15 protein-coding genes are annotated in these 14097 nt (G+C 70.1%); 13 read left to right on the forward strand and 2 right to left on the reverse strand.

Annotation, left to right across the window (positions count from 1 at the left end; all coding sequences use genetic code 11):
* The first annotated feature begins 91 nt into the window (after nucleotides 1-91).
* From H8F25_RS17885 to H8F25_RS16670, 6 genes are all read left to right on the forward strand, one after another.
* A complete protein-coding gene (locus H8F25_RS17885) occupies nucleotides 92-3076 on the forward strand; it encodes an HD domain-containing phosphohydrolase (RefSeq protein WP_231596929.1) in 2985 nt (994 codons plus the stop codon).
* A gap of 27 nt (nucleotides 3077-3103) precedes the next feature.
* Nucleotides 3104-3976 (forward strand): 4-hydroxy-tetrahydrodipicolinate reductase, encoded by an 873-nt coding sequence (gene dapB, locus H8F25_RS16650; RefSeq protein WP_197211362.1) that lies wholly within the window; start codon nucleotides 3104-3106, stop codon nucleotides 3974-3976.
* A 79-nt stretch (nucleotides 3977-4055) separates the two neighbouring features.
* Nucleotides 4056-4703 (forward strand): hypothetical protein, encoded by a 648-nt coding sequence (locus tag H8F25_RS16655; RefSeq protein ID WP_197211363.1) that lies wholly within the window; start codon nucleotides 4056-4058, stop codon nucleotides 4701-4703.
* Between the two features lie 321 nt (nucleotides 4704-5024).
* A complete protein-coding gene (locus H8F25_RS16660; RefSeq protein WP_197211364.1) occupies nucleotides 5025-5276 on the forward strand; it encodes a high light inducible protein in 252 nt (83 codons plus the stop codon).
* Between the two features lie 128 nt (nucleotides 5277-5404).
* Complete coding sequence (locus tag H8F25_RS16665; protein ID WP_370525898.1) at nucleotides 5405-6619, forward strand: FAD-dependent monooxygenase; 1215 nt, start codon at nucleotides 5405-5407, stop codon at nucleotides 6617-6619.
* Nucleotides 6620-6667: 48 nt separating this feature from the next.
* On the forward strand, nucleotides 6668-6880 hold the full coding sequence (locus H8F25_RS16670; RefSeq protein ID WP_197211365.1) for a DUF2949 domain-containing protein: 213 nt from the start codon (nucleotides 6668-6670) through the stop codon (nucleotides 6878-6880).
* A 160-nt stretch (nucleotides 6881-7040) separates the two neighbouring features.
* Here the strand turns inward: H8F25_RS16670 and H8F25_RS16675 are convergent, their stop codons facing one another.
* Nucleotides 7041-7604, reverse strand: a complete 564-nt coding sequence (locus H8F25_RS16675; RefSeq protein WP_231596931.1) for an adenine phosphoribosyltransferase — start codon at nucleotides 7602-7604, stop codon at nucleotides 7041-7043.
* A gap of 73 nt (nucleotides 7605-7677) precedes the next feature.
* On the opposite strand from H8F25_RS16675, the gene H8F25_RS16680 reads away from it, so the two are divergent.
* From H8F25_RS16680 to H8F25_RS16710, 7 genes are all read left to right on the forward strand, one after another.
* The gene (locus H8F25_RS16680; protein ID WP_197211367.1) at nucleotides 7678-8280 is read left to right on the forward strand and encodes a DUF3038 domain-containing protein; all 603 of its coding nucleotides are present in this window, start codon (nucleotides 7678-7680) and stop codon (nucleotides 8278-8280) included.
* 29 nt (nucleotides 8281-8309) lie between these two features.
* Nucleotides 8310-8921, forward strand: coding sequence for a DUF4335 domain-containing protein (locus tag H8F25_RS16685; RefSeq protein WP_197211368.1), 612 nt, complete (start codon nucleotides 8310-8312; stop codon nucleotides 8919-8921).
* 71 nt (nucleotides 8922-8992) lie between these two features.
* Nucleotides 8993-9238: a hypothetical protein gene (locus H8F25_RS16690; RefSeq protein WP_197211369.1), complete on the forward strand. Its 246-nt coding sequence runs from the start codon at nucleotides 8993-8995 to the stop codon at nucleotides 9236-9238.
* Nucleotides 9239-9277: 39 nt separating this feature from the next.
* Nucleotides 9278-9661, forward strand: a complete 384-nt coding sequence (locus H8F25_RS16695; RefSeq protein WP_197211370.1) for a hypothetical protein — start codon at nucleotides 9278-9280, stop codon at nucleotides 9659-9661.
* A gap of 194 nt (nucleotides 9662-9855) precedes the next feature.
* On the forward strand, nucleotides 9856-10293 hold the full coding sequence (locus H8F25_RS16700) for a hypothetical protein (protein WP_197211371.1): 438 nt from the start codon (nucleotides 9856-9858) through the stop codon (nucleotides 10291-10293).
* A gap of 226 nt (nucleotides 10294-10519) precedes the next feature.
* Nucleotides 10520-10972, forward strand: coding sequence for a tryptophan-rich sensory protein (locus tag H8F25_RS16705; protein WP_197211372.1), 453 nt, complete (start codon nucleotides 10520-10522; stop codon nucleotides 10970-10972).
* Between the two features lie 55 nt (nucleotides 10973-11027).
* Complete coding sequence (locus H8F25_RS16710) at nucleotides 11028-12650, forward strand: bifunctional aminoglycoside phosphotransferase/ATP-binding protein (protein ID WP_197211373.1); 1623 nt, start codon at nucleotides 11028-11030, stop codon at nucleotides 12648-12650.
* A gap of 215 nt (nucleotides 12651-12865) precedes the next feature.
* Here the strand turns inward: H8F25_RS16710 and H8F25_RS16715 are convergent, their stop codons facing one another.
* Nucleotides 12866-13969 carry a DUF4912 domain-containing protein gene (locus tag H8F25_RS16715; protein ID WP_197211374.1) on the reverse strand — a complete coding sequence of 368 codons (1104 nt, stop codon included), beginning with the start codon at nucleotides 13967-13969 and terminating at the stop codon, nucleotides 12866-12868.
* Nucleotides 13970-14097: the final 128 nt, after the last annotated feature.

Raw genomic sequence — 14097 nt, forward strand, 5'->3', positions numbered from 1 at the left:
GAGATTACGAAGCTTCCGGTGGCTGGCGCGACCACGGCCGCCATTCCGATGGCGCTGGCCGGATCGTCCGCCGCCGGCTACCTAACGGTGCATGCGCACGTCCGAACGCCGTCCCCGCCTGCGCCTGTCGTTCCAGGTCACCCTGGTGGGCCTGGTGCTGCCGCTGGTGCTGGGCAGCGGCCTGCTGATCAGCTGGATCTCCTACCGGCGCAGCAGCGCCATGCTGATCAAGGCCGGCGATCAGATGCTCCAGGCGGTGGGGGGGCAGCTGGATGCCGCGATGACCGCGGCGCTCGACCCGCAGCGCACCGAGCTGGAACTCGACCAGCTGCAGGCGATGGCGGGCCTCGAAACCCTGTCTGGCCGGCTCGCGGCCCTGCCCCGGATCGAGCAGGCGCTGGCCCAGAGCCCGAATCTGCGCTCCTACTTCATCGGCTTCGCCGATGGCCAGAGCCTCCTGGTGGCCCGCGTCCGCGATGTCGTGGGCCGGCGTCTGCTCGGCCTGCCCGCCGAGGCCGCCCTCGTGGTGGAGAGCATCGCGCCGGACACGCTGGCCGGTGTCGGGGTGGTGAACCGCTTCGGCCCCGATCCGGCCCTGCGTCACCAGCAGGTGCTCCTGGACAGCCAAATGCGACCGCTGGGCCAGCAGGGTCGGGTGGCGCTGCTGCCGGCGGACTTCGATCCGCGCCGACGCTCCTGGTACCGGCTGGCGATGCAGTCGCAGACGGCGGTGCTCTCGCCGGTCCACCGGTTGGCCCTGGGCAACCAGCTGGGCTGGACCCTGTCGCGTCGGCTGAGCGATGGCCGGGGAGTGGTGGGCGCCTCGCTCGAGTTGGGCAGCCTCGAGGGGCTGCTGGATCGGCATCGGCCCACGCCAGGATCGCGGCTGGCGATCGTCACCGCCCAGGGGGTGGTTCTGGCCGCCAGCAGCCCCGGCGGCGCGCAACAGCCCCCGGCAGCCGCCGCTGAGCAGGCGGAGCCCGAGCCGCTCGATCGGCTCGGTGAGCCGGCCTTCCAAGGGCTCAGCGCCCGACTGCGCCAGCGGGTCGGCCGCGGCTTCGTCAGCAGCCGCCATCGCGGCCAGGACTGGCGCACGGCGGTGCTGCCCCTGCCCCCGGCCGTTCCAGGTGAACCGCTGTATCTGGCCGTCACCGTCCCGGACAACGAACTGCTCGCCGGAGCCCGCCTGCAGCAGCGCGAGGGTCTGCTGCTCACCGCAGCGGTGCTTCTGGCGCTGGTTCCCCTGGTGCTGCTGGTGGCCGGTCAGCTGTCGCGGGAGCTGCGCCGGCTGGCCGCGACGGCGGCGGCGATCCGCCGCTTCGAGTTCAACAGCAGCCAGCCCCTGCGCTCCTATGTGCGGGAGGTGGACGACCTGTCACTGACGCTCGAGAGCATGCGCGCCGCGGTGAAGCGCTTCCTCGACATCTCGGCGATGCTGGCCGCCGAGGACGACGTTGATCAGCTGCTGGAGAAGCTGCTGGTCGAGTCGATCGCCGCCGCCGGCGCCGAGGCCGGGGCCCTGTACCTGCCCACCGCCGCCCCGCCCACCCAGGGGCCGCCCGGGGATCAGCCGGAGCCGCCGGGCTTCGAGCCGCGCCTGTTTCACCACAACGGGCAGTGGCAGGAGCCCTCCCGTCTGGCGGCCCTCGATGCGGCGGAGACCGAGGAGTTGCTCGATGGTCCGCCCGGCATGGATCTGGTGGAGCCCCTGCCTGAGTGCCCCTGCCTGGTGATCCTGCTGGAGGACCGGCTGCAGCGCGAGCGGCTCGGTCTGATGCTGCTCTGGTTCGACGCTCCGCCCGAGGCCGCCCAGGAGGCCTTCTGCCGGGCCCTCTCCGGATCGGCGGCGGTGGCCCTCGAGACCCGCGAGCTGATCGCCGCCCAGAAGCGCCTGTTCGAGGCCTTCATCCAGCTGATCGCCGGCGCCATCGACGCCAAGAGTCCCTACACCGGCGGCCACTGCGAACGGGTGCCGGAGCTCACCAAGCGCCTGGCCGCGGCGGCCTGCGAGACCCGGGAGGGCCCCTTCGCCGGCTTCGACCTCGATGCCGAGGGCTGGGAGGCGCTGCATGTGGCCGCCTGGCTGCACGACTGCGGCAAGGTGACGACACCCGAGTACGTGGTCGACAAGGCGACCAAGCTCGAGACGATCCATGACCGCATCCATGAGGTGCGCATGCGCTTCGAGCTGCTCAAGCAGCAGGCCGAAACCGACTACTGGCGGTCCGTGGCGGAGGGGGGCGATCCCGGCGCCCTTGGCCGGCAGCGCGACATCACCCTGGCGGAGCTCGACGACGACTTCGCCTTCGTGGCCTCCTGCAATCAGGGCGGCGAATTCATGGCGGCCGCGCAGCTCGAGCGCCTGCAGCGCATCGCCACACGCCGCTGGCGACGCACCCTTGATGATCGCCTCGGCATCTCCCAGGAAGAGCTGCGCCGCCGCACGCGCGAGCAGGCCGCACCGCTGCCCAGCTGGGAGCCGCTGCTGGCGGATCGTCCGCACCACGTGATCCCGCGGCTGGAGCGGGAGCGCCTCGATGAGACCAACCCCTGGGGCTTCCGCATGGAGGTGCCGGAACACCTCTACAACCGCGGCGAGCTTTACAACCTGTCGGTGGCCCGGGGCACCCTCAGCGCCGAGGAGCGCTTCAAGATCAATGAGCACATCATCCAGACGATCCGGATGCTCACGGCCCTGCCGTTTCCCAGGCACCTGCGCCGGGTGCCGGAGATCGCCGGCGGCCACCACGAAATGATCAACGGCCGCGGCTATCCGCGCGGCCTGCGCGGGGAGCAGATGAGCGAGCTGGCCCGGATGATGGCGATCGCCGATGTCTTCGAGGCGCTGACGGCGGCAGACCGGCCTTACAAATCCGGCAAGACGCTCTCCCAGGCCTTGGCGATCATGGGGCGCATGGTGGCCGACGCCCATCTCGATCGGGATCTGTTCGTGCTCTTCCTGCGCGCCGGCATCCACCGCGATTACGCCGAGCGCCATCTGCCGCCCGAGCAGATCGACCCGGTCGATGTGGAAGCCCTGCTGGCCGGACTGCCTCCGGCCCCGGACGGCTCATAGGCTCAGGGCCCTGAAGCGTTCCCAGCGATGACCACGGCCCCAGGTTCCGCCGATGCGCCGTCCGCGGCGCCGATCCCGGTGGTGGTGGCCGGCGCCCTGGGGCGCATGGGCGCCGAGGTGGTGAAGGCGGTGCACGGCGCCCCCGACTGTGTGCTGGTGGGCGCGATCGACAGCACCCCCGGCAAGGAGGGGGCTGATGTGGGGCTGGAGCTGGGTCTGGGTGACCTGGAGGTGGCCATCACCGCCGATTTCGAGGGCACCCTCTGCCAGGCCAGCCAGAGCGTGCGCCAGAGCGGCCCCGGCGGCGGCGCCGTGCTGGTCGACTTCACCCATCCCAGCGTTGTCTACGAGCACACCCGAGGCGCCATCGCCTACGGCGTGCATCCGGTGATCGGCACCACCGGCCTGTCGCCGGAGCAGCTGCAGGATCTGGCCACGTTCGCCGCCAAGGCGTCGGTGGGCGGCGCCGTGATCCCCAACTTCTCGGTGGGCATGGTGCTGCTGCAGCAGGCGGCGGCGGCGGCGGCCCGCTTCTACGACTTCTGCGAGCTCACCGAGCTGCACCACAACCGCAAGGCCGACGCTCCCAGCGGCACCTGCATCAAGACAGCGGAGCTGATCGAGGAGCTGGGCAAGACCTTCAACCCACTGCAGGTGGACGAGCACGAGAGCCTGGCCGGTTGCCGCGGCGGCCTGCGCGACAGCGGCCTGCGTCTCCATTCGGTGCGCCTGCCGGGCCTGGTGGCCCACCAGGAGGTGATGTTCGGCGCCCCGGGCGAGACCTACACCCTGCGCCACGACACGATCGACCGCAGTGCCTACATGCCCGGCGTGTTGCTCACGGTGCGGCGGGTGCGCACCCTGGAAGGGCTGATCTACGGCCTGGAGAAACTCCTTTGAGACCGGCGCCAGTCCTCATGCACGGTCGCCTCCGCTTCGGCTTGGTGGCGCGGCCCCCCGCGCCGCCGGCGGTGGATCGATGCTGATTCCCGTTTCGGCCAGCGAGCTCTCGCGCCTGATCCCGGCGGTGGCCACCGGGCCCCAGTTCACCGCCTGCAACCGCAACCCGCGCCAGTTGCTGCAGCGGGTTCTCATTGCCGTCATCGGCGGTGTTCTCTCGCTCCTGATCAGTCAGGGGCTGTCGATGAACAGCCAGTTCGCGCCGGTGATGCTCGTGATCGGTGTGGTGTTCTTCCTGTATCTCCTCTGGGGACCGATCCTCGAGGCAGGCCGCCGTAATGCCACCCTGCGTCGCTATCCGGTGGCGGCGATCTTCGAGGGAGAGGTGGCCGATCTCTACCAGCGGGAGGTCGTCGAGGATCGGCGCGAGCAGGCGGACCGCAGCGGTCGGCTGGAGCTGGTGGAGAACCGCCGCACCTGGCTGTGCCTCGAGCTGGCCGATGAGGACGGCTACCTGGGACAGCTGCGCTTCCCGATGGAGAAGAAGCATCAGCAGATCCGCCGCGGCATGGTGGTGCGTGCCCTGGTGCTGAGCGAGCGCCGCGATTTCTCGCGCATCGGCGCGATCAGCGACGCCTGGCTGCCGCAGCTGAAGCTATGGGTGGGTGAGTACCCCTATCTGCTGCGTCCGGCCTTCGAGGAGCTCTGCCTGCGTCGCCTGCGTTGACACGGCCCCAGCTGGAGCTCCGTGCGGCTGAACCCTCGGCTTGGTGCTTGCGGGCAGGGCCGGCGGGTGAGCCGGCGACCAGGGCGCCGGTGATGGCCGGGTTGCTTGCTCGCTCCTGACGCGCATGTCGAGGCGGGGCGGCGCGCTGCTGACCGCCTGAATCCAGGGCGGGGGTCACGCCGGCCAGATGGGTGGCCGGTGTCACTCCGGGGGGGCCGGCGGGCCGCGACCGTACCGCCGTGTGCGGCCCTCCTCACCCGCAGCCTTCTGCGCCGCCGCAACATAGCGTTACAGTTCTTTCACACATCGCAACACCAGGTCATGGCTGCTTCCCCCGCCAACGCTCCCGCCATCCGCGGCGCCACCGTCACCACCGAAGATGGCGGCCGTCTCAACGCCTTCGCCACCGAGCCCCGCATGGAGGTGGTGAGCGCTGAATCCGGCTGGGGTTTCCATGAGCGCGCCGAGAAGCTCAACGGCCGCATGGCCATGCTCGGCTTCATCGCCCTGCTGGCTACCGAGTTCGCCCTCGGTGGTGAAGCCTTCACCCGCGGCCTCCTCGGCCTCGGCTGATCGCCGCCGCTCCTCACCCCGGAGCTTCTGAAGCGCCGCAGCAGACTCTGCTGCGGCGTTTTTCGTTCGGTGTTTCTGACCTCCCTGCCCTGACTGCTCCCCTCCCCTCCCAGGGTGCCCCCTTGCGGGTGCGCATCCATGGCGCAGGCCCCACCGGCGCGCTGGCCGCCCTGGCCATGGCGGATGCCGGCTGGGTCGTCAGCCTGCATGATCCGCTCGAGGCGGCGGCCCTGACCGCCCGAGGCCGCGCCTACGCCCTCACCCACTCCAGCCGGAGACTGCTGCAGCGGCTCGGCCTGTGGCAGGTCCTGGAGCCCAGGTTCACCCCGTTCCACCGGCTGCATCTCTGTGATCTGGGGGCCGGCGCCTCCCTCGACTTCACCACGGTCGACCTTCCCGATCCCGCCGCCCGAGCCGCCGATGCTCCCCTGGGCTGGATCGCACGCCATCACGACCTGATGGAGACCCTGCTGCAGCGGCTGCAGGGGCATTCGGCCGTCTCCCTCCGGCTTGGCAACGGAGCTACCGGTCATCCCCACCTGCCGGGAGCACCGCCTGATGGTGCGCCGGATGGCCGCCCTCCGGCCCCGGGCGACGAGGGGTTGCCCGCCGCTGATCTGATCCTGGCGGCCGACGGCCCCGCCTCCCCCACCCGCGAGGCCCTGGGGATCGGCCGTTGGCGGCTCCCCTACCGCCAGGCCTGTCTGACCGTGCAGGTGGAGCTGCGGGGCGCCTCCGCGGGCGAAGCCTGGGAGCTGCTGCGGCCTGAGGGGCCGTTCGCGGTGCTGCCGCTCGGTGAGCGGCGGGCCCAGCTGGTGTGGAGCGCTCCGGCAGAGCGCTGTCGCCAGCGCCAGGAGCTCGACGACACCGCCCTGCTCGAACGGCTGGCCGGCGCCCTTCCCGCCGGGCTCGAGCCCGATGGCCTGCTCGATGTGCCGCGCAGTTTTCCGGTGGCCCTCGAACTGGCCCGCCGGCTGCGACGGGGCAGCACCCTGCTGGTGGGCGAGAGCGCCCATCGCTGCCATCCTGTCGGCGGCCAGGGGCTGAACCTCTGCTGGCGCGATGTGGCCGAACTGCATCGCCTGGCGCTGCGGGTGCGCCAGGGGCGGCTGCCGCTGCGGCGGCTGGCCCCCCTCTACGCCCGCCGCCGCTGGCCCGACCTGCTGCTCACCCTGGCGGCCACCGATGCGATGGTGCGCCTGTTCTCCAACCGCTCGCCGCTGCTGTTGCCGCTGCGCTCTCTGGCCCTGGGCCTGCTCTCCCGTGGCCAGGGGCTGCGCCGCCTGAGCCTGCGGCTGATGAGTGAGGGGGCTGGCCGTCTGGCGGCGACCTCGCCAGAGTGAGGCTCCCCCGCTGACGCCGCTGGCTGGCCTGCCTCCTCCGTTCCGCCCATGGTGATCAGCAGCTCGCCCCAGCCGCCGCCACCGTCGGCGCTGATCCTGTTCCTGCGCAACCAGCTGGGCCTCAGCGAGAGCGCCCTGGAGCTGGGCATCCGCCAGTCACAGCTGGAGCAGGCGCCGCTGGCGGTGGTGCTCTGGCGGTTCGGTCTGATCAGCCTGGAGCAGTACATCCAGCTGCTCGACTGGCAGGACGGTCGCCCCTGAGCACGCCAATCCGATGTTCATCGCAAGTGCGGGGGATGGCACCAAGGCGAGCCTCCCGACACTCGTGGGCTGGAATCAGGCACGATCGGGTGGTGTTCGACTGCGACGTCACCTCTCGGCTGTGGGGCCTTGTCGCCGCAGTACCTGTCAGCAGGACCTGTCAGTCGTAGCGGATCAGGGACTCCACCGGGATTCCCTCCGGCAGCCTGCGGCGTCCTCCCAGCGCCGCCAGCTCGATCAGGAAGGCGAAGCCGCACACCTCCCCACCGACCGTCGTCACCAGATCCGAGCAGGCCTTGGCGGTGCCGCCGGTGGCCAGCAGGTCATCCACGATCAGCACCCGCGGCTGATGGTCGAACCCGGTTTTCATGATCTCGATGGCATCGCTGCCGTACTCGAGGTCGTATTCGAGGGTCTCCACCGGTGGAGGCAGTTTTCCCTGTTTGCGCGCCTTGATGAACCCGATCTTCTGGGCGGTCGCCAGGCTCACCCCCACGATGAATCCACGGCTCTCGATGCCCACGATCAGATCCGGCTGCAACTTCTGGCAGACCTTCCCCATCTCGTCCATCGCCTGCTGCCAGCCCTGGGGATGGCGCAGCATCGGACCCATATCCCGAAACAGGATGCCGGGTTTGGGGAAATCGGGGATCTCCCGCACCAGCTGGCGCAGATCGATCGGGTCGGTGCTGGAGGGATCGGCGGTGGGCGAATCGCTGCTCATGGGGGCGGATGACGCGGCGGGGCCAGGGCCGGTGGGATGCGCAAAGGGTGGGCCTGCTGGCATCATCGCAGCCATGACCCAGGCTCCCCCTTCCACGCCAGTCGACGGCACGGTTAGCCCCGGGCCGTTGCCGCTGGCCCCCGGGACGGCTCCCCAGGCCACGGAGCGGCCGCTGCCGCGACGGGGGCTCGAGCGGCTGGATCTACTGCTGCTGTGCCTGGAGGCGCTCGATCTCAACGGCGGTGAGGCGATGGTCTGGCTGAGCGAGCAGCTCGGCTACCAGAAGCTGTTCCCCAACCGGGTGGAGCTGTGGAAGCAGCGCTGCCATAACCCCCTGCGCCGGGCCTGCCGCCGCGGTGAGCTCTCCAGCGACCACACCGATGCCCTGATCCGCATTCTCTGCCTGATGGCGGATCGCCTCTATCCGATGCTGCGTGCCCTGCTCTCCAGCCAGGAACCCGCCGAACTCACGGCGCAGCGCTGGCAGCTGTTCGAGGAGCGGTTGGGGGCCCTGCTGCGCGAGCGGATGAACCCCCGTCGCAGTGGTGTGCAGCAGTTGCTGGATCCCGTTGCCGGAGCCGAGCAGCGCCGTCGCCTGGTGCGCAGCCTGGCGCTGGCCACCGGCATCGGCGGGTTCGAGCGCCTGCGCGCCAGCCTGCTGGATGCGGCCGCCTGAGCTCCAGCCCTCTCTCCGACACCGCCTTGATGAAGCAGACCCTCCGCTACGACCAGCTCAGCTGCCGCCTGCAGGTGGAGGGCTTCCCCGATGTGTCGATCGGTCAGGCGCCGGAGGCCGTCGGCATCATCACCGGCTGGTCTCTGCAGTGGCTCGGCCGGCCCGAACTGGAAGGGGAGCGTGAGCACCTGCTGGCGCTCCTGCAGGTGGTGCTTCCCTACGCCCGCCACCAGATCAGCGCCGTCGGGCGGCGCTTCGGCGACGAGGCGAGCCCCGTGACGATCGAACCGGGGGAGTCCGGCCAGCATCGCCTGATCCTGCGCAGCAGCCAGAGCGGCAACCCCTCGCTCACCCTGGATCTGGACGACGCGGAACTGGCGGATCTGGTGCGGGTGCTGGATGCGCTGCGGCTCGACCCGCGTCTGCAGCTTCCCCTGACGTTGCCGACGGCCCAGCCGCTGCGCTCGCGTGAGCTGGCGGAGCGGCTGCCCCTGCCCCGTCGCCTGGCCGCCCCCGTCGGCGGGTTGGCGGCCGTGAGCGTGCTGGCGGCTGTGGCCCTGTTGCTGCCGCTTCCCCCTGCCCCCCGTCAGCCAGTCCCCTCGCAGCCGTCTGCGGAGGCTCCTGCGCAACCGCGTCGCTGAGCCTCGGCCGACCGAGCCGGTTCCGGAGGGTGGCGGGTGAGACTGGAATTCCTCTGGCGGCCTGATGCGCGATGACAAAGACCTGGTCGGAGCTGCGGCGGCGCGTCGCCCGTCTGGGCGCCGCTCTCGACGTCGTGGTGCGCAGCGATCCGGAGGTGTGTGGCCTCAGCGGTGAGGACTTTCTGCTCACCCTCCATCACGGCGGCCAGGGCGATTGCACAGTCAGGAACCTGTCCCTGATCGATTGCCCCAACGAACTGGTGCTGGTGGAATTCGAGCGCTGGATGCGCGGAGCCGGCTACCGGCTTGATCTCTGAGGGTCGGCGCCCTGGCCGGCAACGCCCACCAGACCCGCCATGCCTTCTCGCTCCCACACGCTGCAGCTTCCCCGGCCTGGCAGTCCCCCTGAGCGGAAGTCCCGGCGGCGGCCCCGGCGGCGGCGGCGCCAGGCCCGTTGGCGCCAGGCCGGTTTCGGCCTGGCGCTCCTGCTGGCCGGCTGCGGTCTGTTGGCACTCCTGCTGCTGCTCACCAGCCGACTGGATGCCCTGTCGCTGGTCAACGCGGCGATCGCGAATCTGATCCGCGGGCTGGAGCAGCTGGGGCTGGCCCTGCTGCAGCTGCTGGTGATGCTCCTGGTGGTGGTTCTCGCCCTGCTGGCCCTGCTGTTGCTGGTCGGTGGGGCCGTGCGGCTGGTCAGGGCGGCGTGGCCGGGACGCTCCGCCGGCCCCACCGTCCCCTGATCAGCCGTGCAACCTTGCCAGCCAGAGGCCGGCCAGCTGCCAGGACGACCAGAGGAAGGCGAGCAGGATCAGCCAGTTGAGCCAGGCGGGACGGCGCTGCTCCGGCAGGGGCATGGCGGGACGGGCGGATCGCTTCCGCGGACAGTGGATGGTGCGCATGGTGGCACTGACAGGGGGCGTGCGTTTCGCTCCCCATGTCCTCTGCCGCTCTGTTGTCCTGTCTGGGGGTCCCAGGCTGGGGGCCGCTGCACTGGTGGCTGCGGCGTGACGGGGAGCCGCAGGCGGTGCTCGAACGCCTGCGCCGCGCCTGGCGTCTGGCGGCGGCCCGCGGCGGCGCCGATCCCCGGGCCGCCCTCCTGCTGGCGGCCCTGGTGCACAGCGACACGGATCTGATCCCGCTGGTGGGGGCTTTGCCCCCGCCGCGCAGTCGTGGGGCGGCCTACCGGCACCGGCTCGTCTGCCGGCCCGGGGAGCGATGGCTGCATCTGCGCAGCTGGGAGTGTTCCTCCGAGGATGCACCCTGGCGCGGCTGCGGTCTGGAGCGCTGCCTGGATCCGGCGTTGCTGTCGGATGGGGCGGGACCTGATGCCGTCGGCCTCGCAGCGGTGCCGATGACGCCTGCCTCGCCGTGATCCGCAGTGGTGGGGTGCACGGCTGTCAGAATCTGATCAATCTCTGGCGAACGCGTCGTCGCGTGTTCTTCGGCGTCTGCGTCGCTGTTGCTCAGATTGTTGTCTCTCTGCAGCGGTACTGCCCATCCGTTCACGGGTCAGCGTTCCCTGATTTGCCCTCTTCCCCGGAGGGTGACATGCGTCACCCAGCATCACCTCCTGTCCCTGCTGACGCCCGCTTCGCTTCGTGCCTCCCTGGCTGCTGATTCTGATCCTGGTGGAGGGACTGATCGTTCTGATCAATCCTCCCAGCAGGGATTTTGCCTGGTATCAGGGTCTGAGGCGGCCATCCTGGGTACCCTTTGTCTCCAGTCTCCCTCTGATCTGGCTCCTGATTCACAGCGGCATCTACCTCTCCAGCCTGGTGATCTGGAACGCCCGCAATAACTGGAATCTGATCCTGCCCTACACCCTGTTGCTGGTCCTGGTCCAGGGTTCTACCTGGATGATGTGCCGCCGCCGCCGTCTCGCGATCGGCGCGCTGCTCTGCCTGCTGGGATGGGTCTACGCGCTCATCCTGGCCGCTGCTCTGCTGACGGTGTCGCCGCTGGCCTCCGCCCTGCTGTTGCCCTATCTGCTCTGGGCTCCCGTGGAGGCCCTGATCATCTGGGACATGCGCCGACTGAACAAGGGCTGCTGAGGTCAACCAGCCTGCCTGAGGCCATGCTGTGTGCGGATGCCGTTCTTGGTCTGGCATGGAGCCGCTGATCACCGCCCTGCTGCAGCCTGAGGCCTATGACCATCCGGTCGAGGAGGTGCAGCTTCTCCAGACCCACATCTCCTGGATTCTGCTCACCGGCACCTACGCCTACAAGATCAAGAAGCCTGTCGATCTCGGCTTCGTCGATTTCAGCACCCTCGAGCGTCGGCGGCATTTCTGTGAGGAGGAACTGCGCCTCAACCGCAGGTTGGCTCCAGATCTCTATCTCGGCCTGCGCTCGATTCATGGTCCCGTGCAGCGGGCCCATCTCGGTGGCGTCGGCCCGCCGATCGAGGTGGCGGTGCAGATGCGCCAGTTCCGTCAACGGGATCTGCTGCCCGCCGTGCTGCGGCGCGGTCTGCCTCTGGCCTCGCTCCTGGCGTTGGTGAAGGATCTGGCGGGCCGCCTGGCCACCTTCCACGCCGGTGCCGCCATCGCCCCGGCGGACAGTGCGTTCGGGACCGCCGCACGGGTGCGCCAGCCGGCGCTGGCCAATCTCGCCGTGCTGGAGCGTTTCCTGGGGCCGCAGGACCGGCTCCTGCCACCGCTGCGGCAGTGGTGCGAAGCCGAGGCGCTGCGGCTCGAGCCACTGTTCGAGCGTCGGCTCCAGCACGGACGGGTGCGCGAGGGCCACGGCGATCTGCATCTCGGCAATCTGGTGCTTCACCGGGGGCAGATCGTCGTCTTCGACTGCCTGGAGTTCAGCCCCGCGCTGCGCTGGATCGATGTGAGCAGCGACCTGGCGTTCCTGGCAATGGACCTGTGCCGCCACCGCCACAGCCTCCTGGCAGCCTCTCTGCTCAACCATTGGCTGGCCGGCAGCGGCGATTACGGCGCGCTGGCGAGCTGGCGCTGGTACCTGGCCTATCGGGCCCTGGTGCGGGCCAAGGTCACCGCTCTGCGGCTGGAGCAGCAGGCAGCGGAGGAGGAGGAGTCGGCGCGGGGCTGGGTCGATCTGGCGGCCTACCTGCATCTGGCGGCTTCCGTCCAGCGCTGGAGACAGCCTGTGCTTCTGATCACCCATGGCGTCTCCGGCAGTGGCAAGAGCCACCTCAGCCGCCTTCTGGCCGAGCGGCTCGGCTGGCTGCACATCCGCTCTGACGTCGAGAGGCTCCGGCTGTTCGGCCGCTGGGGTGAGCCCTGCGGAACGCCGTTGCAGGGGGATCCCTATGGCTCCGGGGTCAGCGAGACCCTCTATCGCAGTCGTTTGAGCGATGCCTGCTCCGCTGCCCTGGAGGCCGGTTTCTCGGTGATCTGCGATGCCACCTTCCTCAGGCGCTGGCAGCGCCTTCACTTCCGCAGCCTGGCCGAGCGGCTGGGGGTGCGCCTGGCGATCCTGTCCTGTTCCTGCACGCCGGAGCTGGCGCGACGTCGCATCGCGTTGCGCCGCGAACGGGGGGGGGATCCCTCCGAAGCCGATGCTGCCGTCCTCCAGGCGCAGCTGGCGGCTCTGGAACCGCTGGAGGCCGACGAGCGCCCGCTCTGCCTGAATCTGGAGACGGCCGCTGTTCCATCCCCCGGCCGGGGCGCTGGCGAGGCGGGCTCCGACCGCCAAGCCGCAGCCGTCGAACAGGCACGCCTCGATTCCCTGCTGCATCAGCTCGCCGCCCTGATCTGAGGCGCCTGCTCCTGCCCTGGCACCTGCCCCCCAGGACCTGCCTGCCATGCGCCTGCGGCGATCCGGGGCATCCCCCTGCTGAGGGCCGGTGACGCATCAAAAGTCCCGGACGGCCTGGCCGCCCGGGACCCGGGATCGATCGGAGATGTCTTCAGGAGGCGTCCGACGGCGGCCCCATGGCTGTGGCGAGTGGTGCGCGAGCCTGGAGCCGCGCCTCAGAACCACTCGGGAACGGCGGCCTCGCGGGTGTTCACGTTCGCCTCAGGTGTGGTGCGGCGGAACTCAAGGGTGATGTTGCGTCGCTGCTCGCCATCGGCGGCGATGGCCTCGATGGGATAGAGCTGCTGTCCGTCGCGGAAGGGGACCTGGATGCGGAAGGTGCCGTCGGGTGAGAGGGGGACGTCCTCGCCGCCGATGGTGAGGCGTGCGGCGGGATCGGTGGCGCCGTAGACGATGAGCTCGGCGTCGGCGACGAGCCAGAAGGAGCGCTGGCGGGGCGGGAGGCCTGCGCCGGACTCGCTGCGACCGGAGGCCCAGACGCCTGCGGCGGAGGCGGAGAAGCCCTCACCGGAGAGGGAGGAGTCGTGTTCGGCGAATTCATGGAAGGCCTCGGAGCCGCGTCCGAGGCGTCGCCAGCCTGTGGTGGCGGATTGATAGAGGCGCTCGTGGAGGCCGGTGTCTGCGGCGGCGGGAGTCAGGGGAGCGGGAGCAGGGGCGTTGCCGGGATCGAGGGAGAAGGGGACGAACTGATCGAGGATCTGCTCGGAGGGATGGAGAGCGGGGACGCGGGCGACGGAAGAGAAGGCGAGGGAGATCCAGCCGCCGGCGGCACCCTTGCGGTAGCCGAGCTCGACGCGGTAGTCGCGATCGGAGAGTGGAACGGGGAGATACCACTCGCAGGCGTGGGCATCGACGACCACTTCCTGAAGGGTGTGGGGGTGGGCGGAGCCGGGAGCGAGGCCTGTGACGTCGGCGACACGGAGACAGAGCTGAGAGGCACCGGCGGCGAGGGCCTGGTCGCGGTCAGCGTCGGCGATGTCCCAGAAGACGTAGGCCCACTGGGGATCGCGTGGGAGGAAGACGACGCGGGTCTCGGCGTCGGAGCGCTGAACGGGGGCCATCTCGGCTTCGATCGCCGCCAGATTGGCTGTCTCGATCGCTTCGACGGCCTGCTGCGGGGCCCGCTTCTCGGCGATGGCCTGGGCGAGCCGTTCGCGGTTCGAACTGCTGTAGCGGGCCACGCCGAGGGTGCGCGCCACTTCGCGCAGCTGCCGCATGCTCAGCGCAGCCAGACGGCTCAGCAGATTGCTGTCGGACATGGGCGGTGACTCGATATGTGAACAAGAGTGTCTGCGATGTGCGCCCGACGGGATCGCACCTGTCAGCAGACAGGGACACAAACGCCCGGCTGGATGCCGGCCGCCGCCGCCATGACTGCTAGAACAGA

Source organism: Synechococcus sp. CBW1004, from assembly GCF_015840715.1.
Lineage (GTDB): Bacteria > Cyanobacteriota > Cyanobacteriia > PCC-6307 > Cyanobiaceae > Cyanobium.

What these genes read in the sequence shown, in the direction of transcription:
- H8F25_RS17885 (WP_231596929.1), top strand. Translation starts at nt 92, where the DNA reads ATGCGCACGTCCGAACGCCGTCCCCGCCTGCGCCTGTCGTTCCAGGTC.
- dapB (WP_197211362.1), top strand. Translation starts at nt 3,104, where the DNA reads ATGACCACGGCCCCAGGTTCCGCCGATGCGCCGTCCGCGGCGCCGATC.
- H8F25_RS16655 (WP_197211363.1), top strand. Translation starts at nt 4,056, where the DNA reads ATGCTGATTCCCGTTTCGGCCAGCGAGCTCTCGCGCCTGATCCCGGCG.
- H8F25_RS16660 (WP_197211364.1), top strand. Translation starts at nt 5,025, where the DNA reads ATGGCTGCTTCCCCCGCCAACGCTCCCGCCATCCGCGGCGCCACCGTC.
- H8F25_RS16670 (WP_197211365.1), top strand. Translation starts at nt 6,668, where the DNA reads ATGGTGATCAGCAGCTCGCCCCAGCCGCCGCCACCGTCGGCGCTGATC.
- H8F25_RS16675 (WP_231596931.1), bottom strand. Translation starts at nt 7,604, where the DNA reads ATGAGCAGCGATTCGCCCACCGCCGATCCCTCCAGCACCGACCCGATC.
- H8F25_RS16680 (WP_197211367.1), top strand. Translation starts at nt 7,678, where the DNA reads ATGACCCAGGCTCCCCCTTCCACGCCAGTCGACGGCACGGTTAGCCCC.
- H8F25_RS16685 (WP_197211368.1), top strand. Translation starts at nt 8,310, where the DNA reads ATGAAGCAGACCCTCCGCTACGACCAGCTCAGCTGCCGCCTGCAGGTG.
- H8F25_RS16690 (WP_197211369.1), top strand. Translation starts at nt 8,993, where the DNA reads ATGACAAAGACCTGGTCGGAGCTGCGGCGGCGCGTCGCCCGTCTGGGC.
- H8F25_RS16695 (WP_197211370.1), top strand. Translation starts at nt 9,278, where the DNA reads ATGCCTTCTCGCTCCCACACGCTGCAGCTTCCCCGGCCTGGCAGTCCC.
- H8F25_RS16700 (WP_197211371.1), top strand. Translation starts at nt 9,856, where the DNA reads ATGTCCTCTGCCGCTCTGTTGTCCTGTCTGGGGGTCCCAGGCTGGGGG.
- H8F25_RS16710 (WP_197211373.1), top strand. Translation starts at nt 11,028, where the DNA reads ATGGAGCCGCTGATCACCGCCCTGCTGCAGCCTGAGGCCTATGACCAT.
- H8F25_RS16715 (WP_197211374.1), bottom strand. Translation starts at nt 13,969, where the DNA reads ATGTCCGACAGCAATCTGCTGAGCCGTCTGGCTGCGCTGAGCATGCGG.